Genomic DNA, 21,924 nt, shown 5'->3' with positions numbered 1-21,924 from the left:
GTTGCCTTTTGGTGAGACGCATCGCAAAAAAAGCGGGGGGGTGCGACGTTTGCGCGAAGCGCCCCTGCAGCTTGGTGCTTGAAAGGGGCTCCTTCGCAACGGCGCTTTGCTGGTTGTCGGCGCGTGTCAAGTGGGCAAGGCACTCCTTGTTCGTTGGTTCGCGCGGGAGGGCTGCGGAACGCTTCTCGAGTTTGGCCTCGTCGAGACGTCCGGCGCAAATGCCATCTTCGAAGGAGGTTTCGATGCTGAAGCGTCGATCATGGGCCTCTCCGTGCTCGGCGGCGTCTCGTTCAGGTCGGGCGGCGTCCTCGCGTTTTTCGGCGAGATATGAAAATGGCCTAAAGCGCGCACGGCCGTTAAAGCTTCCCGAGGGCGACCGCGCTTCGACTGCGTCGAGCTGGGACCGCCTCTCGACGCGCTTTCTGGAGAGGGACCCTCGTTTTCAGTGCTGCTGCGGGCAGATGTCGCGGATGCCCCTTTTTCGATTCTTCGAGCTTCCGTAGAATCGCTCGTCGTCTCTCGCATTCTGCGGATTGGGTTTGCCGTATAATGAGCGCTTTAAGCACAGGCCGCCCGCGCGATGCGGGCAAGGACGAGAGGCGAGGGGCGTGGAGGAGAACGATCCGAAAGCGGTGTGCAGCCGGGTGCTGCGCGGCGGCGATCCGGGTGGCGGTCGGAGTGCGGGCGAATGCGCGGACGGGGCCGCGGACGTCGGTGTGTCCGAGGACGCGCGCGCCGCAGCCGCCGCGCCCGAAGGCGAGGGCGCGCTGCGCCGCTCGCTCAAAAACCGCCATATCCAGCTGATCGCGCTCGGCGGCGCCATCGGCACGGGGCTGTTCTACGGTTCGAGCGACTCCATTTCGCTGGCGGGCCCCTCCATCCTCTTGGCCTACCTCGTCGGCGGCCTCGTGACGTTCATGATCGTGCGCGCCTTGTCCGAGATGTCGGTGGAGGATCCGCGTGCCGGAGCGTTCAGCTACTACGCCACGCGCTATTGGTCGAAGCGAGCGGGCTTCGTCTCGGGGTGGAACTACTGGTTCAACTACATCCTCGTGTCGATGGTGGAGCTGTCGGTGGTGGGGTCGTTCGTGAACTATTGGTTCCCCGGCATCCCCGAATGGGTGTCGGCGGCGTTTTTCCTCGTGGTCATCACGTCGGCGAACCTTCTGGGCGTGAAGAAGTTCGGCGAATTCGAGTTCTGGTTCGCCATCATCAAGATCACGGCGGTGGTCGCGATGATCGTGGGCGGTTTGGCGGTGGTCGCGCTTGCGCTGCCCACCGACTCGGGCATTCCCGCGTCGTTCGCGAACCTGTTCGCCTTGGACGGCGGCTTTCTGCCGAACGGGCTCATGGAGCAGCGGCCCGACGGGCAGTGGACCGGCCTTCTGATGGCGCTTACCGTGGTGATGTTCAGCTTCGGCGGCACCGAGCTCATCGGTGTCACGGCCGGCGAGACGGAAAACCCTCGCCGCACCATTCCGAAGGCCACCAACGGCGTTGTCTGGCGCATCCTCGTGTTCTACCTCTGCGCGCTGGGCGTCATCATGGCCGTGGTGCCGTGGGACACCCTCGACGGGCAGGTGAGCCCGTTCGTGCGCATCTTCGACTCGGTGGGCGTGCATGCTGCCGCGGGCATTTTGAACTTCGTGTGCCTGACGGCGGTGATGAGCGTGTACAACTCGGGTTTGTACGCGAACTCGCGCATGTTGTACTCGCTGGCGCATCAGGGCAACGCGCCGGCGTATCTGGGGCGGTTGAGCCGCCGGGGCGTGCCGGCGGCGGGCGTGCTCACCTCGGCCGGGGTCACCGTGGTGGCCGTCGTGGTGGTGTTTTTGTGGCCGGAATTCGCGTTCAACTACCTGATGAGCATCGCCACCATCTCGGCCATCATCAACTGGACCATCATCATGGTGACCCAGTTGCGCTTCCGCCGTGCGGTGGCCGCTGGGCGCGGCCCGGGCGATCTGGCGGGGCTTACGGGCAAGAAGGCCGTGGACCGCATCCAGTTCAAGCTGCCCTTCGCGCGCGTGATGCCCTACCTCGTGCTGGCGTTTCTGGCGTGCGTGGTGGTGGCGATGTGCTTCTCGCCCAGTTACCGCGTGGCCGTGGTCGTGGGGCCTGTCTGGCTGGCCGTTTTGCTGGTGGCCTACCAGCTTACGCAGCGCCGCCGGTAGACGGGAGGCGGACTTGCGGGGAGCGGGGCGCATGGCCCTGACGATCCCCGCAGCGCCATCGTGGCAGGGGGCGGGCGCCTCGGCGGTGCGCGACGGAGCGCCTCGGCGCGGAGTTGTGGCGCGCCCTAATCCTCCCAGGGGGTGACGGCCACTTTCAGGCAGCCGTCCTCGTGGGCGGCGAAGAGGCGGTAGGCTTCCTCGATGCGGTTCAAGGGGAAGCGGTGGGTGATGAGGAAGCTCGTGTCCAGCCGGCCCGCCGCGATGAGGTTCATCACGCGGTCGAGGCAGTGCGCGTCCACGCCGCCGGTCTTGAACACGAGGTTCTTGCCGTACATGAGCGGCAGCGGCAGCATCTGGCTCTCCTCGTAGAGCGCCATCACCGACACGACGGCGTTCGGGCGCGCCACGCGCCATGCCATCTCGAACGTGCCCGCGCCGCCCGCGCACTCGATCACCGCGTCCGCGCCGCGGCCCTCCGTGAGGTCGCGCACGGCCAGCTCGGCGCCCTGGGCCGCCGCCTTCGGGCTTTGGCCTGCGGGGTTGATGGTGACGTCGGCCAGCCCCTCGCGCTTCGCCACGGCAAGCCGCTCGGCATCGATGTCGAGCGCGATCACCTGCGCCGCGCCGTAGAGCCGCGCGCACGCCATCGCGCACAGCCCCACCGGCCCCGCGCCGATGACGGCCACCGCGTCTCCCGGTTTGATCTCGGCGATCTCCGCGCCGAAGTAGCCCGTCGCCAAGATGTCGCCCAGAAGCAGCGCCTGCTCGTCGGTCACGTGGTCGGGGATGCGCGTGAGGCCCTGTTCGGCCAACGGCACGCGCGCGTATTCCGCTTGGCAGCCGTCGATGCGGCAGCCCAGCTCCCAGCCGCCCCGTTCGCAGTTGTTCACGTAGCCGCGTTTGCAGAAGAAGCACTCCCCGCAAAACGTCTCCACGTTCACGGCCACGCGCATCCCCGGGGCGAATCCGCGTACGGCGCCGCCCACCTCCTCCACCACGCCCACGAACTCGTGGCCCAGCACCGTGTCGGGCAGCGCGCGCGGCACGGTCCCGTGGATGATGTGCAGGTCGCTCGTGCAGATGGACGACAGCGTCACGCGCACGATGGCGTCCGTGGGCTCGACGATGCGCGGGCGCGGCCGCTCGGTGAGCGCGATGGCGCCGCTGCCATTGTGGACGAGTGCTTTCACGGGAGTCCCTTTCGATGGGGAGGTGTTCTCGACGCTTCGTATCATATCAGGTCGGGAAGGTTTCGCTCCTGCTATAATCTGCGTGTCGTTCGCGCATCGCGTGTCGTCTCGCGCGGTGCGGCAAGGCCGAGCCGCGGTCGAGCGGCGGAGTTTCGCGGCGGTCAAACCGTCCGGCATTGGAGCATCGTGCCGGCCAAGCGGTCGGGGCGATGGCCGTGCGACAAGTTGGCGACGTGCGGGCGTCGGGCGAGACGGCGACGTGGTCGGGCGTCGGAACGGCCGGACATCGGGGTCGCCTAGCGCCCGGTTGGCATTTCGGCCGGACGGCGGGCGTGTGGGAAGGTCGAACAGAGAGGCTGAAAGGGGCGCACGGGCGTTATGGAGCTCTTCGACGCGCTGTTCGCGCATGACGTGCAGGGCCAGGCGCTCTCCGTGCCGTGGAGCATCGATTACTTCTCGGTGGTCGTGGGCGCGCTCACCGGCGCGTTGTTCGCGTGCGACCGCAAGCTCGACATCATCGGCACGGTGGTGCTCGGCCTGCTCACAGGCTATGGCGGTGGCATCATGCGCGACATGCTGATGCAGGATCGCGGCGTGTACTTCACCTCGCACCCCGACCTCATCGTCATCTGCATCGTCATCTGCGTGTTCGTCTTCTACTTCCGTGGGCTGTTCCGTCATTTGGACGCCACGGTGTTCTTCGCCGACGCGCTGTCGGTGGGCTTGTTCGCGCTCGCGGGCGCCAGCAAGGCGTTCGCGAACGGCGAAGGCTTCGTGCTGTCGGTGATTCTCGGCGGAATCACGGCGGTGGGCGGCGGCGCGATGCGCGACATCTGCGTGGGCGAGACGCCCGGAATCTTCCAGCAGTCGAACTTCTACGCGGTGGCGGGCCTTGGCGGCTCGTTCGTGTTCGTGACGCTCGCTTACGCGGGCTGCCCGCTGCCCATCGCTGGCGTGGCGTGCGTGTTCGCGGTCACGTTCCTGCGCTATTGGAGCGTGTATTTCGATTGGAGGACGGCGAGCGAGGCCGACCTCACCCCGCATGTGGCGCGCGGCGTGGGCAAGGTTCGCCGCGTTGCGGCGGGGGTGTTCCTGCACGGCGGCGATGCGACGGCCCGCCAGAGGCGCTTGCCGCGGCTGCTCAGGCGGCATGCGGCGGGCGGCCGAGCGCGGGAAGGGGGTCGTCGGCGCGGAGGGGGCGACGAAGGGCGCGTCGGCCGCAAGGGCTTCGATGAGCCTTTGCGCTCTGACGTCGCCGTCTCCTCCGACGCCCTGCGCGCTCGCGAGAGGGTCGTCGGCGACGGCGTTGGCGCGGACGAGGGCGCCTCCTCCCGCGAGGATCGTTCCTGCGACTGACGACGATCATGTCGGAAGGCGTTCGGCGCCCTTTTCTGGGGCGTGGCGAAACGTTGGAAAACTCGCTGCGGCGCGCACATCCTGTCACGGTGTCTGCCATAATGGCTGCGGTAACGATTTTGCCGTGCGATGCCCCGCCTGGGTTCACGCAGGCGAGGGAAAAAGGACCGGATATGGCTGATTTCATCGAGGGCAAGCGCCCCGTCGTCGAGGCGCTGCGCACCGGCGTGCCTATGAAGTGCGTGCTTCTGGGCGACTATGTGAGGAAGGACGGCCTTGTGGAGGACATCCTGCGCAAGGCGAAGCGGGCCGACGTGCCCGTGAAGCTGGTGCCGCGCCGCACGCTTGACGAGCGGTCCGAGCGGGGAAGCCATCAGGGCGTGCTCGCTCAGGCCAAGCCGTTTGGCTACGTGGGCATCGGCGAGATCGCGGACGCCGCCGCGCGCCGTACCGCCGAGCGGGACGGGCGTGCGCTCGTCATCCTCCTCGACCACATCACCGATGCCGGCAACTTCGGGGCCATCGCCCGCAGCGCCGAGACGGTGGGCGCATGCGGCCTCGTCATCCCCAACAAGCGCAGCGCCCGCGTGGAGGCGTCCACGTACAAGAGCTCGGCGGGCGCCATCGCCCATCTTCCCGTGGCGCAGGTGTCGAACCTCGTGCAGGCGATGATGCGCCTCAAAGAAGAGGGCTTCTGGATCGCCGGGGCCACCGAGCATGCGAGCGACGTCATCTGGGATGTGAACCTCAAGGGCAAGATCGCGCTCGTCATGGGCAACGAGCAAGAGGGGCTGTCGCGCCTGGTAATGGAACACTGCGATCTGCTTGCGAAGCTGCCCGTCGAGGGCGAGGTCGCCTCGCTCAACGTCGCCCAGGCTGCCACCGCCTGCATGTACGAATGGCTGCGCCAGAACAGGTAGCCGGACCGTCCGGCCGGATTGGGGCGTGCTCCGGATGCGCGCGTTGCCGGCGCGCGCGCATCCGTTCCGGCCTCTCGCTGCGCGCCGATGCAGGCTGCGTTCTTCTCGGGAGGCTGGCGAGCCGCGTCCGGTCGGGCGCGAGGTGGGAGGCCGAGCGATCCGCGACGAATCCGCCCAGATGGCTCGGGGCCTTTCGGCCATCCTCCCTCGCCGAGAGGGCCCGGTGAGGCGCGAGGATGGCAAGGCAACGCAAAAAGCTCCTCCTTGTCGACGGCTACAACGTGCTGCGCTCGGGCAGCCGCTACCGCGTTGCGCCCGGTGAGGACTGCACCGATGACACCTTCAACGCCGCGCGCGAGATGCTCGTGAACGACGTGGCGAGCTACGCGGGCCGCGATTGGCGCGCCGTCATCGTGTTCGACGGCGCGCGGAACGAGTTTTCCACCGGAGAGGCCACGTGCGTGGGCGGCGTGCGCATCGTGTTCTCCCCGGCGGGGCAGTCGGCCGACAAGGTGATCGAGAAGCTCGCCCATGACGCGCGCGAGCGCCAGGTGGAAACGCTCGTGGTCACGAGCGACGCCACCATACAGGATACGGTGTTCGGCGGCGGGGTGGACCGCATGAGCGCAGACGGGTTCAGCCGCGAGATGGCCAGCTACGAGGAGGAGGCGCGCCTCGACGAGGCGCCGAAGGTTTCCGAGAAGCGCACCGTGGCCAGCCGCATCGATCCCGATACGCTCGCGAAGCTCAAGGCGCTGCGCGACGGTCTCTAAGAGCGCGTCGGCGAGGGGAGCGGACCGGGCCGGTGCGCGGTTCGCGAAACGTCGCCATGCGAATGCGCGTGCGGTGCTATAATGACCATTGATTTGCTACATTGCGACAATGGGGACGGCATCGCGTCCGCGCGTCCGCGCGCGGGGCGTTGGCGAAGCGGGGGCGCATGTTCGATCTGCTCGTCATAGGGTATCTGTTTCTGGGCGGCGCGGGGGGTGGCGCATGCGTGGTCCTCTCCGTGCTCGAGGCTGTGCGCGTGATCGCGCCCGGGCGTATGGGGCTTCCTGACGATCTGCTCGCCCGTGCGTGGCCCGTCTGCGCGGTGACGCTGGTCACGGGCATCGTGTGCATCGTGGCCGACCTCGGTCGGCCCGATCGGCTGCTCATGCTGCTCTCCTCGCCGCGCCCCACGCCGCTTGCGGCCGGGGCGTACGCGCTTGCCGTGGCGGTTGGATGCGCGGCGGCGTTTTCCGTGTTCGCCTTGGTCGATACCGTGCGGGCGTCTCGCGCGGTCCGCTTCGCCCTCTCGGTCGTGACGCTTGCGGCCGGCCTTGTCGCCATCACCTACACCGGCGTGCTCCTCCAAGGGCTCGCGTCTGTGCTCTTCTGGCGCACGCCGCTTCTGCCTGCGACGTTCGCGCTCTCGTCTTTGTCGTGCGGAGTGGCGCTCGTTCTCATGTCGGCGGCGTTCGTCGAGACACGCCGACCGAACGGACGGACCCTCGCGTTGCTCGCACGGGTCGACGGGGCGCTCATCGTGCTCGAGGCCGCGTGCCTGGCGGCCTACGTGGCGTGGGGTCTGGCGGGGGAGGGGACGCGTCCTGCGGCCGCGGCTCTCGTCTCGGGTGGTCTCGCGCCCGCCTTCTGGGGCGGCGTCGTGGCGGCGGGGCAGGCGGTCCCCTTCGTCATGGAGCGCTTGCTCACGCATAACAACCACCATTCGCAGCTGCTTTGGATCGCCGGGTTCGTGCTGGCGGGCGGCTGTGCGCTGCGGTTCTGCTTTGTGCAAGCCGGGCTGTACGACGTGACTCAGGTTCCGAGCGCCCTGTTCGGGTTCTCGGCAGGATAGGGGAAGGACGGGGACGCATGGCACGACGACCGAAAGACCGCATCATGAGGGACGCGCCGTACGATATGCGCGACAAGGACGCTGAGATCCTCGCCGCCACTTCCTACGTGCCGCGCAAGTCGTCTCGCAACGGGGCGCTCATCTTCAACTTGGCCGTGTTCGCGCTGTCGTGCGCCGTCGTGCTGGCGGCGGGGGTGGCGCTCACCGGCCGCATCGGCGTGGAGACAGTGGCGCTCATGCTGCTCGTCGCGTTGCTCTCGGTGTCGTCGGTGCACATCGCGCTGTCGTGGGAAAAGGTGGTGGTGCTGCGCTTCGGCAACCTGAACCGCGTTGTGGGGCCGGGGCTGTACCTCACCATTCCCGTCGTCGAGCATGGCACCATCCGCGTGGACCAGCGCACCATTGCCACGCCCTTCTACGCGGAGAAGACCCTCACGGCAGACCTCGTGCCCGTGATGGTGGACGCAGTGCTGTTCTGGGTGGTGTGGGACGCCGAGAAGGCGTGCACCGAGGTGGAGGACTACTACGCGGCCGTGTCGTTCCTCGCCCAGACCGCCTTGCGCGAGGCCGTGGGCCGTTCGACCGTGGCCGAGGTCGCCTTGCGACGCGATCAGCTGGATGCCGAGATCAAAGAGGATATAGAGAAGGAAGCCGCCGGTTGGGGCGTCGACGTCATATCCGTGAAGGTTCGCGACATACGCATCCCCGACGAGCTGCAGGAGGCGATGTCGCTCGAAGCCCAGGCGGACCGCGAGAAGAACGCCCGCATGACCGTGGCGGGGGTGGAGGCGGATCTGGCCGAGATGCTGGCTGAGGCCGCTCGCGTCTATGGCGACCCCGACGCGGCGCTCAAGCTGCGCACGATGCTCATGCAGTACGACACGGTGAAGGAATCGAGGGGCGCTGTTGTCACCGTTCCCAGCGCGCTGTCCGATGGCTTCACGGATAGTGGTATGATGAGCGAAAACCGCATTGCTGAGAGAAAGACGCCATGAACCAGCTTGCCTCCTTCGAAATAGACTACGCCAGCGGTCTGCCCGTCTGGATACAGGTGAAGAACCGCATCGCTTACCTCATCGGAGCGGGCGAGTACGCGCCGGGCGACCAGCTGCCCACTGTGCGCGCGTTGGCCGTGAAGCTGGACATCAGCTACAACACGGTGAACCGCGCTTACATGGATCTCGAACGCGAAGGCTACATCGTCACGCGTAAGGGCCGCGGCACGTTTGTGACCGAACGACGGGAGGTTGGCGCCGCGCGCGCCACCGACAACGCCATCGAGCTTTTGGCCGACGACCTCATCCGCACCTGCGCGCATGCCGGAATGGCGGACGACGACATCGTCGCGCTCGTGGAGGCCCGTCTCGCCCATCGCGCGCTGGGGTAGGCCCCGCTGGCCCGCTGCGCTCTGCTGCCTGTCGTGCGCGGGTCCGCTTGCTGCGTCGAGATCGGGTGGCCCTTTCCGAGGTGGACGCGCTCCGGGCTTTCTTCGGCGGGGGCCTCGCTGCCGCTTTTCCCGGATCGGCCTCGCGCTTGTCCTGTCGGCTCTCGCGCTCGATAGGTTGAATGTCGCAAAACATTGTGATAATCTGAACGACGAGAGATGGAAGGATCCCGCGTCGGGACGCTTCCGGACGGGGCGCGCGACATGGGGCGCGGTGAGGAGGCGGGATGGCCGTGATCGAGGGGGAGACGATGGGCGCTGCGACGTGGCAGGTGCGGGCATCGGCGTGCGAGCTGCTTTCTTTGAGCCTGCGCTATCCCGACGACGCGCTGGTTCGAATCGTGGTTTCGGGGGAATGGGCCGATGCGGCGCGCGAGATATGGGGCGCGTTGGGCATCGCTCTGCCCGCCGATTGGGCGGTTGGCGCGGAAGAGGCGGAGCTGCATGCGCTTCGCGCCGAAGCCACCCGGCTCTTCGTGGGCGCTCCTCAGGCGGTGTGCAGCCCCTACGAGGGCTTTTGGCGGGCGAACGACGATGGCGTGCAGCCCCTGATGTTCGTGAACCCGCACAGCATGGCCGTGGAGCGTTTTTGCAAGGAATGCGGTCTCGGCCAGGCGAAAGGATCTCCAAACGAACCGCTCGACCATATTGCGACCGAGTTCGAGCTCCTTCAATATTTGGCGTCGGTCGAAGCGGGCATCGTCGAGCTCCGTCCTGGCGGGCCTTCCGCAAGCGATTTTCCCGGAGGCGGCGCCGGTGCGGCCTACGGGCGGTTCGAGGCCGATCATCTGCGTACGTTCGCTCCGCGTTTCGCGGACCGCTTGGAGGCGGAGGCCCGCGTGCCGTACTATCGGGCCGTCGCACAGCTTCTGTCGGCGTACCTGCAGTGAGCTCCCGCCGCGCCCTGACGTTTCGCGCTCGCGCGAGAATGGGGGCGATGCGGTAAGGACGCCGCGGTGGGAAACGGACGAGGTTTTCCTGCGATAGACGGCTTGGCCGTGCCGACGGTTTGTGAAAAGAGGGGTCCATGGCATCGTTCGATGACAATCCTGCTGCGCGCTCCGCGCTCGAGCTGTACGAGGGGATCGAAGCCGACCATCTGCGCGCCCTCGAGGGCACGGGCGTGACGTTCGCTGCACGCGACGACGTTCGCGAGGGCGCGCGCGTCTTGGTGGAGCGGTTGCGGGCGATGGGGGCGCGCGTTCGCAACGGGGGAGCGAGCGTGGCGATCGGCCGTCTGAGCCCCGGATGCCTTGCATGTACGGGCTCCTGCGCAAGCCGCACGTTCGCCCTGTCGAACAACTGCCATCGCGACTGCTTCTTCTGCTTCAACCCCAACCAAGAGGGGTTCGCGTACTACTGCGAGCATCCGTTTCCATGGCGCGATCAGCTTGACGATCTGGCGGCTGGCGGCGAGAGCCCAGCGTGCCTCGCCTTGTCCGGCGGCGAGCCTCTGCTCTACCCGGACGAAGCTTGCGCGTTCTTCTCCCGTGCCCGAGCGCTTTTCCCGGCCACCCACCTGCGCATGTACACGTCGGGCGATCTGCTCGATGCTGATTTGGCCGCACGGCTGCGCTCGTGCGGATTGGACGAGGTCCGTTTCTCTGTCAAGCAGGACGATCCCCCGCACATGCTCGACACCGTTCTGGCCAATATGGGCTCGGCGAAACGGGCAGGGCTTGCGGTGATGGTGGAGATGCCTCCCATCCCGGGAACCGAGGAGCAGATGCGTGAGGTGCTGCGGCGCATCGACGCCGCAGGCGCCCAGGGGATCAATCTGCTGGAGTTCGCCTACCCCATGTGGAACTGGGAGGTGTTCGAGGCGCTGGGCCTCGTTCTGCGCAACCCTCCTTACCGTGTGGCCTACGATTACGAGTACGCCGGCTCGCTTGCCGTGGACGGCAGCGAGGAGCTGTGCCTTGGGCTCATGCTGTGGGCGCGCGAGCAAGGGCTGGGGTTGAGCATGCATTACTGCTCCCTTGAAAACAAGCACCGGGCGCAGATCCGCACTATCAACGAGCCGCATGCGGGCATCAGCGCGTGCCACGCCTTCGATTACGGCGACTTCTTTTTGAAGGCTGGGGTGGTGTTCGGCGCCGATCGCGCGCCGGTGCGCGAGGCTTTGGGCGCGTTGGGGTGCGCAGACTTCATAGAGGACGACGAGGCGGATGCGACGTCGTTTCATCCGAGATGGCTGTCCGCCGCATCGCGCGTGCGCGTGCGGGACGGGCGGCCGGTCCGGACATGCGTGTCCACGAACGTCGTCGTCGAGGTGGAAGAAGGTTATGCGCTTCGCGAGCTCAAGGTCGAATTGGCGGAGGACGCCGCCCCTGTTCAGCTTGAGGACGTCACTCGCGCGTTCGACGAGGCCGCGGGCGATACGATAATATCCTCAAAATAGAATAGTAATAATTGTCGCAATAACTTGCGACAAAGCGATAATGAGCGTACACTGGGGACTGCGGGGAGGTGGCCGACCTCGCGTGCGGACACGGGCGTTCATGCATGGCGTCTGCGTCTTGAAGAGGGAGAACGCCCAAGGCGTTCTTCGTGTTGCATCGGTTCTTAGGAGGAGGAATGGCGGAGTTTCAAGTTCCTCGAAAGGGGATCTCTCGCAGAAGCTTTCTCAAAACCTCGGCGGCTGCTGCGGGCGTCGCCGCGGTGGGCGGCACGACGACGATGACCGCGCTCGCGGCAGACGGATCCGGCGGGGATGCGCCTGAGGAGCGCGACGTGGTGTGCGTGTGCGGCTGCAACTGCCAGGGAACGTGCTCGCTTGTCGCAACCGTTCGAGAGGGCAGGATGGTCAACATACGCTCGAACGAGAACATCCCGTATCCGGCGTACGAGCGAATCTGCAACCGAGGTTTCAGCCATGCGAACCGTCTGTACGACTTTAATCGTGTGAAGTATCCGTTGAAGCGTGCGACGTGGAGCATCGAAGAACCTCACGTGGAAAACCGTGGCAATGACGAATGGGAGCGTCTGTCATGGGACGAGGCTGCCAAGCTTGTCGCCGATACGTTGAGGTACAACACCGAGCACTACGGAGCGCGATCCAACCTGTTCTTATGTTCGGCGGGAAACTCCTTCGGCGTGTACGGAGGATCGTTCACAGGAAACAGCTTCGCCAACGTGAACGGCTACACGACGCTCGACGTGTGCCTTGACTACGGCGACCTCCACGGCATTGGCCAGGTCACAGGAGGCGGGTGGGACTTCAACCAGCGCAACATGTCCGGTGACTATCGATTTGCGAAAACGCTCTTCATCTGGGACACCAACCCGCCGAACTCCCAGCCTCACAACTGGCATTTCTGCATCGAAGCCAAAGAGGCTGGAGCGAACCTGGTGGTCATCGACCCCACGTACACCGTCGCCGCCTCTCAAGCGACGAAGTGGGTGCCTATCAAGCCGGGGACGGATCCTGCGCTCGGCATGGCCATCTTGAACGTCATCATCGAAAACGAATGGTACGACACGGATTTTCTGCGCGACAAGACATGTGCCCCTCTGTTGGTGAGAGAGGACAACGGACATTTTCTTCGCTCCACCGACTTCGGCGAGGATGGCCCTGCGCAGTTGCCCGAGTACCCGTTCTACGGCATGCTGCTTCTCCAGGCTTCTAAAGCGAACAAGGTTCCCACCCTCGAGCAGACCGCTCACTACGTGGTATGGGATGCCGATACGGACGCTCGTGGTGCCATCAACGAGACGGCGAACCCTGCGCTCGAAGGGCGCTACGAAGTGGACGGCGTGAAAGTGACCACCGCTTGGACGCTCCTCAAAGAGCACATGGCGGAATGCACGCCCGAGTGGGCGGAGAAGATCACCGAGGTTCCCGCCGACACCATTGTGGAACTCGCGCGCATGTACGCCCAAGATGCGCCTTCGACCATCTACGCCGGCTACCACTTGTACGACAACTGCGAGGTCATGGGCATGACATGGGCCACCATGGCGGCGATTACGGGGAACATCGGAAAGAAGGGCGCCTCCATCGGGCACCTTGGCAAAGACAAGCCCTACCTGAACCGCACGCCCGACCTGTTCCCGAACGGCCTGACGGGGCTTGCGAACGACATCCCGTGGCTTGCCCTGAGCGAGATTTTGGAGACGGGGCAGTACCTGGGCAAGGAGTTCCCCGTTCGTCTGCTGTACAACGTGGGGGCGAACCCGGTGGGCAGCTATGCCGCCCAAAAGCGCATCATCGACGAGATGCTTCCGAAGATCAACTGCATCGTGACGAACGATCTGGAGTTCTCCGACACCGTGCATTACAGCGACATCGTGCTGCCATGCACCCACTATTTCGAATACGAATGGATACAGGGCGCGTCCCACGTTCCCTTCATCAACCACGCGAACAAGGTGGTGGAGCCAATCGGCGAGGCCAAAGAGGACGTCGACATCTTCCGCGAGATATCGAAGCATCTTGGCAACGACGCATGCACGAAATTCTATTCCAAGACGAACGAGGAGATGATGCGCGTCATCGTCGACACGGAAGCCGGTGCGAAGCTGGGCATCAGCCTGGATAACCTGCGCAAAGAGGGCGTCATCGCTGATCGCGAAGAGAATTGGGTTCACTGGGAGGACCAGCGGTTCCCCACGCTTTCCGGCCGCTTGGAGTTCTACGTCGAGAATCCCGGCGCCCGCATCAACATCGGCAAGCCCATCGACAAGGAGTTCTACCATCTGCCTACGTACCATGAGCCGAACGAGGCCTACGACGGCAGCGAGCAGCATGCGAAGTACCCCTTGTACCATTACTGCGAGCGCACGCGATGGCACATGCACACGCAGTTCAACTACGCGCCCATTCTGCGCGAACTCGACCCCGAGCCGTTTTTGCGCATGAACCCTGTCGATGCCGAGAGCCGCGGCATCGCGGACGGCGATTACGTTGAAGCGTACAACGATCGCGGGCATTGCGTGTGCAAGGCGAAGTTCGACATGGGTGTGCGACCTGGCATGGTGTCTTCGCCGAAGGGGTGGCCGCGCGACCTCTACGTCGCCGGCAGCTACCAAGAGCTGACGAACGACCATCTGAACACCATGCACCAGAACACCTCGTTCGACGACACGCTTGTCGAGGTGCGCAAGTACGAGGGAGAGGTGAAGTGATGACTCGCTATGGAATGGTGATCGACACTAAGAAATGCATCGGCTGCCATGTGTGCGCCATGGCGTGCAAGCTGGAGAACAATCTGCCCAATGACGTGTGGTGGAACCGTATTCTCACCGACAACGGAGGTGACGTGGGCTTCGATATGGTGGGCGGGAGCTATCCCGACAACCTCAAACTCGGATTCATCGCCATGGGTTGCCAGCATTGCGAGAACCCCGCCTGCGTGAAGGTGTGCCCGGTGGGGGCGACCTACAAGGACTCGGAGACGGGGGTCGTGCGCCAGGACTACGACAAGTGCATCGGCTGCCGCATGTGCATGTCGGCGTGCCCTTACACGGGCGTGCGCAGCTTCAACTGGGAGGAGCCCCAGTACCATATGGATTACGCCGTGGGTGGCAAGGATGTCCCCGTGCACCAGAAGCATGTGGTGGAGAAGTGCACATTCTGCTACCACCGCATCTCAAGGGGGGAGGAGCCGGCGTGCATGCACCTCTGCGTCGGTCGCGCCCGCCACTGGGGCGATCTCGACGATCCGAACTCCGAAGTGTCGCAGCTCATCCGGGATCGCGAGCACAAGCAGCTTTTGCCCGAGCGCGACACCAATCCGTCCGTCTACTACCTCGTGTAAGGGGGCATCATGACTGAGAACGTAGCCGCGGCTTCGACCGCGACCGCTCCCGCCGTGCGCACGCGCTTCGGGGGCCGGGGCCTCAGCGTCGCTATTGTGGTGGCGGCCGTCGTGACCATCGCGGGGTTGGCGCTGTGGGGCGTGCAGCTTTCCGGTGGCATGGCGCAGACCGGCATGCGCAACCTCGACTCCTGGGGGCTCTACATCACCATGTTCATGTTCTTCGTAGGGCTTTCCGCAGGGGGCCTCATCATCTCGAGTGTGCCCAAGGCCTTCGGGATGGAAGGCTTCGGGGGCATCTCGAAAGTGGCTGTGTGGACAAGCATCTGCTGCACGGTTCTGGCCATCGGGTTTGTGGTGGTCGATCTGGGCCAGCCCTTCCGGGTGTGGGAGCTGTTCGCCTACTCCAATCTGGGGAGTCCGCTCATGTGGGACATCCTCGTGCTGGGAACGTACCTCATCCTGTCCGTCGTCTACCTGTGGGCCACCTTGCGCGCCGAGGCGGGCAAGGTTTCACCGGTTGCCCTGCGGGCGGTGAGCGTGGTCGCGCTCGTATGCGCCGTGCTCGTGCACTCGGTGACGGCGTGGATATTCAGCTTGCAGCAGGCGCACGATCTGTGGCACACGGCGCTTTTGGCTCCGTGGTTCGTCTCGTCGGCGCTCGTGTGCGGCACTGCGCTCGTGCTGGTGGTCGTGGTCGCGTTGCGCCGCGTCGGCTATCTGGATCTCGAACAGCGTCATCTGACGCGCCTTGTGAAGATGCTGGGCGCGTTCGTGTGCGTCGATCTATACTTCTTCGGTTGCGATCTGCTCACCGAGGCGTTTCCGGGTGGGGAAGGCGTGGAGGTGGTTGAGATGCTTGCCGTCGGCCCCCTCGCGCCGTTCTTCTGGACGGAGATCGTCGGTTGCGCGTTGGCGGCCGTCGTGTGCTTCGTGCCCCGACTGCGCACGAATCCGCTCATCGTGGTGGCGTCGCTTCTGGCCATCGCGGGCATCTTCTGCAAGCGCGTGCAGCTTCTGGTGGGAGGCTTTCAGATTCCGAATCTCGACTACGCATTCCAGGCCAATGCGATGACCGTGACCGATTGGCAGTCTGGCTTCGCGGCGGCTTACCAGGGCATGGTGTATTGGCCGACGCCGCTTGAGTTCGGCGTTGCGCTGGGGGTGCTCGGCCTCGGGGCGCTCATGTTGTGCCTCGGGTTGAGGTTTTTGCCGCTCGGTTCTGCGGGGCGTCCGCGCTAAGTTGGGCGATAGCGGGCCGGGCTCGTCGCCCGGCCCGTCCGAGGAGGCTTCATGGTTCGCAAGGTCCTCATGACGTTGGCTGCGTTCGCCTTGGCGTGTGCGGTTGTGTTCGCGGCGGGCTCGCTCGTCGAGCCGTCGTCGGGCGTCTCGCGCATCGAGGCCGACTCCCCGTGTCCGGTCGCGGGATGCGCTTCGGGCGAGTGCCATGGCTTCGACGACGTTCCCGTACCAGACGGCGTGCATGAGATGGCGTGCCCGGAGGCGTCGTGCTCTTCGACCGAGTGCCATGCGTGGGATGCGCTTTCGGGCCGCTATCATCAGGCGTCCGATGCGAGTTTGAACGTGTGGATCCTTGCGCCGGTCGCCCTGGTCGTGGGGCTCGTCGCGCTCGTTCGGAAGGCGAGGTGAAGAGGATGGTCAGGATCGCTTTCGATGTCGCGCTGCTTGCGGCCTACGCGCTGGCGGCCGTTCCGGCGCTCACCGGCGCAGGAGCCCACGAGTGGTTGGGCCTCGTCGTGGTCGCGACGTTGCTGGTCCACTGCGGACGACGGGGCACGCCGCCGTCCCGCGGACAGGACTACGCCTCGGCTTTCCCTCGTGCCGCTGCGGGCCGAGCTGTCCTCAACGGACTCATCGTGCTCGCGCTCGCTGTGTGCGCGGTGTCGGGGGTCATGGTGTCGGGTGCGGTGCTGCCCTCGCTCGGATTGTACGCACAGGGCTACTTCCTTTGGGATCCCGTGCACGCTGCGTCTGCAAAAATCCTGATGGCGCTGATCCTCATGCATCTGGCGCTCAATGCCCGCGTCGTTATGACGGCTGCGCGCGGGCTTCGAGTTCGTCGTCGTGGCAACCTCCCTTAGGCCCGCGCGTTGGGGTGACGGCGAGGCTCGCTCGCGCGCCTGCCGCTCGCCCCCCCCCCCTTTTTTTTTCTCTCTCTCATGCGTGCTTCTGGTCGAAAAATGGCCACAGAATCCCGTTTTGGCACGATCCAAGGGGGCAAGCGGTACGCGCGGGTATCGACGAAAGGGCATTATGCCTGGTCGTGAGAAGTGTCGCGCCTTCCAATGCTCGCATATGCTTTCCGATCATGCCAGAACGGGAATCCGTGGCCATTCCCCGTGCTTTTTCATGCACGGTTCCTTCGGGCTCGACTCTGCGCAGGGCGTTCGTCCCTTTTCTTCAGATATATGACACGGTGTCATATGCATCGAGGCGGTTTTGTGCCATACTGGTTGGAAAGCCGTTTTCCGTGCGGTGCGTTGCGTGCGGTTCGGGTGCGGACGTGCTTCGCGAAGGCGTTTCGGCGCGAGCCTCGTGTCGTCTGCTGCGAGATGCTCCGTGGGCGATGGCGAGCGCAGGGCGTGCATTGGGAAGCGAGGGCGGCGGGAGCGAGGAGGGGCGGTGTTCGGCATTCTGGTTGTGGCCTACTTGTTCCTCGGGGGCACGGGAGCCGGATCGGTCGCGATAGCTTCCTTCGTCGATCTCGTATGGGTGCGCGAGCCGTTCGGCGTGCGTGCGCACGCAACGCTTGATGAGGCGCGTTCGTCCGAGCGCGTCGTGGCGTTCGGGCTGCTCGCCGGTTTCGCGGCGGTCGCGTTCGGCGCGCTGTGCCTTGTGTTCGACCTCGGCCGTCCTGATCGACTCGACACGCTGCTGACGGACGCTTCTCCCTCGCTCATTGCGGTAGGCGCCTATGCGGTAGCGCTGCTCGTTGCGTGCGCGATGTTTCTGGTAATCGCGCGTTTCTCGTATCTGCCGGCTGTTCCGCGTGCGGCGGTTGTCGCTGTCGAGGCGACGGCTGTGGTGCTAGGGGTTGTCGTCATGCTGTACACGGGTCTGCTACTGCAAAGTGCCGTCGGAGTCGCTTTGTGGCGCTCGCCGCTCGTGCCTATGCTGTTCACGCTGTCATCGGTGTCGTGCGGGTTCGCCGTCCTGCTTGCATGCGTTCGTTTCGCGGGACCCCTCGATGCGGGCTCTTCGGGTCTTGCGCGTCGTTTCGTGCGGGTCGATCTCGTGGTTGTTGCGCTCGAGGCGATGTGCGCTGCGCTGTTCGTGGGATGTGCGCTTGCGAGCGGTCACCCTGCTCGTGCCGCTTCCGCCGAAAGCCTCATGGTGGGCGCGCATGCGGCGTTGTGGTGGGTCGGTTTCGCCGGATGTGGCCTCGTCGCACCTTTCATGCTCGAGGCGGCGTCCGTTCGGATGAGGGCCGACCTCGCACGCGCGGCGCTTTCGATCGCCGTGGTGTTCGTGCTGGTTGGCGGCTTCTGCTTGCGCGCGTCCATCGTGGGCGCTGGAGGGCATCGCACTTTGGAACTGGAGGAGATGTCGGGCGCTTTCGCGCTTCGGCTGGAATAGGAAGCGATCCGTGGCTCTTTTTGAGATAGACGAGAAAAGCAGCATCCCCATCTGGTTGCAGCTGAAAAACCGGTTCATCTACCTTATCACGTCGGGGTACTACAAGCCCGGGGACCAGCTGCCTACGGTTCGCGGCCTGGCCGCTGATGTCGAGGTGAACTACAACACTGTGAGCAAGGTGTACATGAGCCTCGAGCAGGACGGCTATATCCAGTCCAAACGTCGGCAGGGGGCGTTCGTTTTGGACGTGAGCGACAAGCCCGGCGTGAACATTTCGTCTACGGCGGAGATCGTGACGCAAGAGTATCTGAAACGTTGTTTTGAGCTGGGTATGTCGCTTGAGGACATCGAGGAGCAGTTCTCGCGCAGCGTCTGCGAGGCGAAGGAGAGGCGGCGCGTCGACGGTTGATTGGCGCACCAGGGGAAGGGAGCAGGGCATGAAGCGCACCAGGCATGAAAGAGCATCCGCTCCGACGAACGTGGGAGGGGTCGATATGTCCGCACCGCCGCGTGCGGGCGCAGGGGCGTTTTGGTCGGATGGCGAGACCCGTCTCGATACGGGGCGTCCGAGAACGTCGCGTAACGGAGCCGTCGCGTTTGCTGTGGTGGTGTTCGCGGCGGCGTTCGTCGCCGTGCTGGTCGTGGCTCAGTTGGCGACGGGAGGCGTCGGCCTGGCAGCTCTTGTCTTCGCGGCTTTAGCGGGGTGGCTTGCCTCTTCGTCTGTGCACATCGTGCTTGAGTGGGAGAAGGCGGTTGTGCTGCGCTTCGGCAAGTTCAATCGCGTTGCAGGGCCTGGCATCGTGTTCACCTGGCCTATTGTTGAATTCTACACGCTGCGCGTCGACCAGCGCGTGTCGGCCACGTACTTCGGTGCCGAGGAGACGCTTACTTCCGATCTTGTGCCCGTCAATGTGGACGCGGTGCTCTTCTGGATGGTGTGGAGTGCGAAGAACGCCGCTGTGGAAGTGGAGGACTATGCGTCGGCCGTGTCGTGGATCGCGCAGACCGCCATGCGCAAGGCCATTGGGCGAGCGACCGTGGCCGAGCTGGCAACGCGTCGTGACCAGTTGGACGAGGAGTTGAAGGGGGTCATCGAAGAGAAGCTCAATCCCTGGGGCATCAGCATCATCGACGTTGAGGTTCGCGACATCGTCATTCCGAAGGAGTTGCAGTGCGCCATGGCGCAGGAAGCCGTTGCCGAGCGCAAGAAGAGCGCCCGTATGGTGCTGGCCGAAGCCGAGAGAGATATCTCAGAGATGCTTTCCGATGCCGCCAGGGTCTACGGTGGCGAAAACGACGCCATGCGGCTTCGCACGATGCATCTGGCCTACGAAAGCGTGGAGCAGTCGGGCGGAACGCTTGTCGTTCCCAGCGCGTTTTCCGAAGGCTTCGTGGAGCAATCCTCTGCGCGCCAAGAGAAGGGCGGCTCGAAGGCGGGCGTTTCGACGGAGGGGGAGGGCTAGCCGCCCTCTCCCTCGACGCGACCGACGAGCGGCGCATCGCCTTCCATGCGAAATGAGGCGCCGAGGCTCCGGAGCCGAGTGAGTGCCAGCCGGAGGGCCGCGCCCTGCGCACGTCGCGGGGCGAGCGCATGCGCTTGAGGGCCGAGGTTCTTATTGCCGAGACGCCCTACGTCTACGGGATCCCTTTTCGCTGCGAGCAGGAACTTGAGGTGGACGGTGCGACCCTCCATCCGGACTTCACGTTCGAAGGCGCGGGAGGCAAGGAGCTCTGCTTGGAATTCTGCAGCACGATGGACGATCCCGCCTATATCGAGGATCGCAAGTGCAAGCGCGACGCCTACGAGTCGGCGGGCATCGTGGAACGGGGCAACATTATCCACCTTTACGCGAGCGGAAACGACAGGGATGCGATGCATGTGGACGGCGTCGTGCGAACCCTTGTCACTCCGAAACTCTAGCGAAGGGCTGCGGCGCTCCGCTGTAGACTTCGTGCCGTTCTGATCGCGAGAGGCGGTCTTGTTCCAGGTCGTGCGCGCTGGCGCCCTTCTTCCTACGGTGCGTCTTCTTGTCCTGCGAGCGGGGTTGAGTGCGGGACGGGGTGCTTTCGCGCATGGGCAAAAGCACGGTCATGACGCTCTCGCTATCTGGGGGCTTCCGGTAGGATCTCGCTCGCCCGCTTTGGTTTTCGATCGGTTTGCAGGGAGGGGGCTGTTCGGGCCACATCCTCGAAAATGCCGGACGGTCGGTATTGAGGGCCTCCGTTTGCTTCGAGATTGGTGGGGGCGCGGGTTGCGCTCCTGTGGATTTCGAAAGATCTGCCGATGCGCGCTGCAGGCTGCGCTGACCACGCGCGTTGCGTGCGAAATCCCTTCAGGGTTCCATGGAGCAGACGTGCGAGAAGGGCGCGCGGCCTTAGAGCGCGACTTCGTCGTAGCAGAGGCCGCGCTCGCGAAGCATCCAATCGAAGAATTCTTCGCAGTCCATCGTCCTAACGAGCGCGCTTTCGAAATCCGATTTGTTGCGCGAGATAAGCGCATCTGCCTTTATGCTCAGCGCCGCTTCGAACAGTAAGGCGTCTTCGGGGTCTTTCCACGACGACGCCAGCATCCGGTCTATTTCGCTTCCGCTTACGGGGTGGACGTTGATGAACGTCCTCAGGCCGCGCAAGCGCTCCAAAACGAGAGGGACGAGGGAGCGCGAGCCTCCATCGGATAGTATGTAAATCAAGTCAGTGAACTGCGAAGATGATATCCAGAGATCGAATTCCCCTACGCGACCCGCGATCATGAGGAGCCGTGCCCTTTCGTAGTAAGGCTCGCGCTCGTTGAGGTAGTCGATGACGATGTTCGTATCGAGGAGCAGCTTCGCTTGGGCCATGGCTACATCAATCCTCGTTTCCGCAGTCGCTCGACGCGAATCTCCTGATCGCTCATGGCATCGAAGCGCGATGTGCGCTTTTCCGAAAGGGAATCGACAAACTGGGCCGCATTATGCCAGGCGGTCGCGAGGGGGGAAACCGATTTCCCTGTGAGGAACTCTGCGCTCCCGTCTGAAATGACGCGGTCGTACAGCAAATTGATGGCCTGCGAAGCGTTCAGCCCATCTTTCTGCAGGATGCGCCCTCCCTGCGACTTTTTTTCTGCTGTCATGCGTCCGGTGACCATCGCTTCGCTCATGGCAAGCACCTCCGTTCTTTCCTCTAGTATAATTGTACAACAATGAAAATACAACAAGAGTCGAGTGGTTGGCGAGTTCTCGATCATCGCCTTTGAGCGAGGGCATCTTCGGCCCGAAAGCGCTCTCGTTCGACGCTGGGCGCGATGCGTGCGAGACGCCGGGCGTCGCCGGGCGAAGCGATGTCGGCGGGTTTCGCGCGGATGAAAGCGGCAAGGATGCAGTGCGCCGGGTGCGGGCGCGAGTGCGAGGTTGGCATCTCGGTTTCAGTGATGCTGTCCGGAATGGTGCAGCATTCCATCACTCGCGCGGTCATCTTGTAAAAGACCAGTTCAAAAGCATTATTCTTAAAATAGCATAATATCTTGTCATATTCTGTCATACATTAATCTTGATAATCATAGTGACGTATGGCAGACTGCAAGGCAGAGGGAATCGGCCGATTTCTGACAGGGGGACAGACGGAGCTGTGCGCCATGCGCTGCGCAAGAAGGGGAACGTCGC

General features: G+C 64.5%; 23 protein-coding genes. 19 read left to right on the top strand and 4 right to left on the bottom strand.

Going from position 1 to position 21,924, the window contains the following annotated elements:
* The first annotated feature begins 130 nt into the window (after positions 1-130).
* Both B5F40_RS02510 and B5F40_RS02505 read left to right on the top strand, forming a co-directional pair.
* Positions 131-331 carry a hypothetical protein gene (locus B5F40_RS02510; RefSeq protein WP_140396387.1) on the top strand — a complete coding sequence of 67 codons (201 nt, stop codon included), beginning with the start codon at positions 131-133 and terminating at the stop codon, positions 329-331.
* Positions 332-608: 277 nt separating this feature from the next.
* On the top strand, positions 609-2,174 hold the full coding sequence (locus tag B5F40_RS02505; RefSeq protein ID WP_204217298.1) for an amino acid permease: 1,566 nt from the start codon (positions 609-611) through the stop codon (positions 2,172-2,174).
* A 125-nt stretch (positions 2,175-2,299) separates the two neighbouring features.
* Here the strand turns inward: B5F40_RS02505 and B5F40_RS02500 are convergent, their stop codons facing one another.
* Entirely contained in the window at positions 2,300-3,364 is a 1,065-nt protein-coding gene (locus tag B5F40_RS02500) for an alcohol dehydrogenase (protein WP_204217297.1), read from the bottom strand.
* A gap of 378 nt (positions 3,365-3,742) precedes the next feature.
* On the opposite strand from B5F40_RS02500, the gene B5F40_RS02495 reads away from it, so the two are divergent.
* The 17 genes from B5F40_RS02495 to B5F40_RS02415 all read left to right on the top strand — a co-directional run bounded on the left by B5F40_RS02495 (position 3,743) and on the right by B5F40_RS02415 (position 20,204).
* Entirely contained in the window at positions 3,743-4,720 is a 978-nt protein-coding gene (locus B5F40_RS02495) for a trimeric intracellular cation channel family protein (protein ID WP_087192804.1), read from the top strand.
* Between the two features lie 173 nt (positions 4,721-4,893).
* On the top strand, positions 4,894-5,640 hold the full coding sequence (rlmB, locus tag B5F40_RS02490) for a 23S rRNA (guanosine(2251)-2'-O)-methyltransferase RlmB (protein ID WP_087192803.1): 747 nt from the start codon (positions 4,894-4,896) through the stop codon (positions 5,638-5,640).
* A 236-nt stretch (positions 5,641-5,876) separates the two neighbouring features.
* Positions 5,877-6,413, top strand: a complete 537-nt coding sequence (locus tag B5F40_RS02485) for an NYN domain-containing protein (RefSeq protein ID WP_087192802.1) — start codon at positions 5,877-5,879, stop codon at positions 6,411-6,413.
* 167 nt (positions 6,414-6,580) lie between these two features.
* Positions 6,581-7,483, top strand: coding sequence for an NrfD/PsrC family molybdoenzyme membrane anchor subunit (gene nrfD, locus B5F40_RS02480; RefSeq protein ID WP_087192801.1), 903 nt, complete (start codon positions 6,581-6,583; stop codon positions 7,481-7,483).
* A 17-nt stretch (positions 7,484-7,500) separates the two neighbouring features.
* Positions 7,501-8,478 (top strand): slipin family protein, encoded by a 978-nt coding sequence (locus B5F40_RS02475; protein ID WP_087192800.1) that lies wholly within the window; start codon positions 7,501-7,503, stop codon positions 8,476-8,478.
* Positions 8,475-8,870 (top strand): GntR family transcriptional regulator, encoded by a 396-nt coding sequence (locus B5F40_RS02470; RefSeq protein ID WP_087192799.1) that lies wholly within the window; start codon positions 8,475-8,477, stop codon positions 8,868-8,870. Before B5F40_RS02475 ends, B5F40_RS02470 begins: the two co-directional genes overlap by 4 nt.
* Before the next feature lie 284 nt (positions 8,871-9,154).
* Positions 9,155-9,817 carry a TorD/DmsD family molecular chaperone gene (locus B5F40_RS02465; RefSeq protein ID WP_239442867.1) on the top strand — a complete coding sequence of 221 codons (663 nt, stop codon included), beginning with the start codon at positions 9,155-9,157 and terminating at the stop codon, positions 9,815-9,817.
* A gap of 137 nt (positions 9,818-9,954) precedes the next feature.
* Entirely contained in the window at positions 9,955-11,328 is a 1,374-nt protein-coding gene (locus B5F40_RS02460) for a radical SAM protein (protein ID WP_087192798.1), read from the top strand.
* 176 nt (positions 11,329-11,504) lie between these two features.
* Positions 11,505-14,054: a molybdopterin-containing oxidoreductase family protein gene (locus B5F40_RS02455; protein WP_087192797.1), complete on the top strand. Its 2,550-nt coding sequence runs from the start codon at positions 11,505-11,507 to the stop codon at positions 14,052-14,054.
* Positions 14,054-14,686 carry a 4Fe-4S dicluster domain-containing protein gene (locus B5F40_RS02450; RefSeq protein ID WP_087192796.1) on the top strand — a complete coding sequence of 211 codons (633 nt, stop codon included), beginning with the start codon at positions 14,054-14,056 and terminating at the stop codon, positions 14,684-14,686. The genes B5F40_RS02455 and B5F40_RS02450 overlap by 1 nt, the downstream gene beginning before the upstream one ends.
* A 9-nt stretch (positions 14,687-14,695) precedes the next feature.
* A complete protein-coding gene (gene nrfD, locus B5F40_RS02445) occupies positions 14,696-15,928 on the top strand; it encodes an NrfD/PsrC family molybdoenzyme membrane anchor subunit (protein ID WP_087192795.1) in 1,233 nt (410 codons plus the stop codon).
* A 51-nt stretch (positions 15,929-15,979) separates the two neighbouring features.
* Positions 15,980-16,336: a hypothetical protein gene (locus B5F40_RS02440; protein WP_087192794.1), complete on the top strand. Its 357-nt coding sequence runs from the start codon at positions 15,980-15,982 to the stop codon at positions 16,334-16,336.
* A gap of 5 nt (positions 16,337-16,341) precedes the next feature.
* Positions 16,342-16,788, top strand: a complete 447-nt coding sequence (locus B5F40_RS02435) for a DUF4405 domain-containing protein (protein ID WP_087192793.1) — start codon at positions 16,342-16,344, stop codon at positions 16,786-16,788.
* 541 nt (positions 16,789-17,329) lie between these two features.
* Positions 17,330-18,283: an NrfD/PsrC family molybdoenzyme membrane anchor subunit gene (gene nrfD, locus B5F40_RS02430; RefSeq protein ID WP_162610863.1), complete on the top strand. Its 954-nt coding sequence runs from the start codon at positions 17,330-17,332 to the stop codon at positions 18,281-18,283.
* 10 nt (positions 18,284-18,293) lie between these two features.
* Entirely contained in the window at positions 18,294-18,692 is a 399-nt protein-coding gene (locus tag B5F40_RS02425; RefSeq protein WP_087192791.1) for a GntR family transcriptional regulator, read from the top strand.
* Between the two features lie 28 nt (positions 18,693-18,720).
* Positions 18,721-19,746 carry a slipin family protein gene (locus B5F40_RS02420; RefSeq protein WP_239442866.1) on the top strand — a complete coding sequence of 342 codons (1,026 nt, stop codon included), beginning with the start codon at positions 18,721-18,723 and terminating at the stop codon, positions 19,744-19,746.
* Between the two features lie 128 nt (positions 19,747-19,874).
* A complete protein-coding gene (locus B5F40_RS02415) occupies positions 19,875-20,204 on the top strand; it encodes a hypothetical protein (protein ID WP_087192790.1) in 330 nt (109 codons plus the stop codon).
* 454 nt (positions 20,205-20,658) lie between these two features.
* Here the strand turns inward: B5F40_RS02415 and B5F40_RS02410 are convergent, their stop codons facing one another.
* The 3 genes from B5F40_RS02410 to B5F40_RS02400 form a co-directional block, all read right to left on the bottom strand.
* Positions 20,659-21,123 carry a type II toxin-antitoxin system VapC family toxin gene (locus B5F40_RS02410; protein ID WP_087192789.1) on the bottom strand — a complete coding sequence of 155 codons (465 nt, stop codon included), beginning with the start codon at positions 21,121-21,123 and terminating at the stop codon, positions 20,659-20,661.
* Positions 21,124-21,125: 2 nt separating this feature from the next.
* The gene (locus B5F40_RS02405) at positions 21,126-21,422 is read right to left on the bottom strand and encodes a RelB/DinJ family addiction module antitoxin (protein ID WP_087192885.1); all 297 of its coding nucleotides are present in this window, start codon (positions 21,420-21,422) and stop codon (positions 21,126-21,128) included.
* 83 nt (positions 21,423-21,505) lie between these two features.
* Entirely contained in the window at positions 21,506-21,802 is a 297-nt protein-coding gene (locus B5F40_RS02400; protein ID WP_140396386.1) for a hypothetical protein, read from the bottom strand.
* Positions 21,803-21,924 lie beyond the last annotated feature (122 nt).

It is taken from the genome of Gordonibacter sp. An230, assembly GCF_002159915.1.
In the GTDB taxonomy this organism is placed as follows: Bacteria; Actinomycetota; Coriobacteriia; order Coriobacteriales; family Eggerthellaceae; genus Rubneribacter.
The sequence above is the reverse complement of the archived record's forward strand: the minus strand, read 5'-3'. Positions and strand labels throughout refer to the sequence as shown.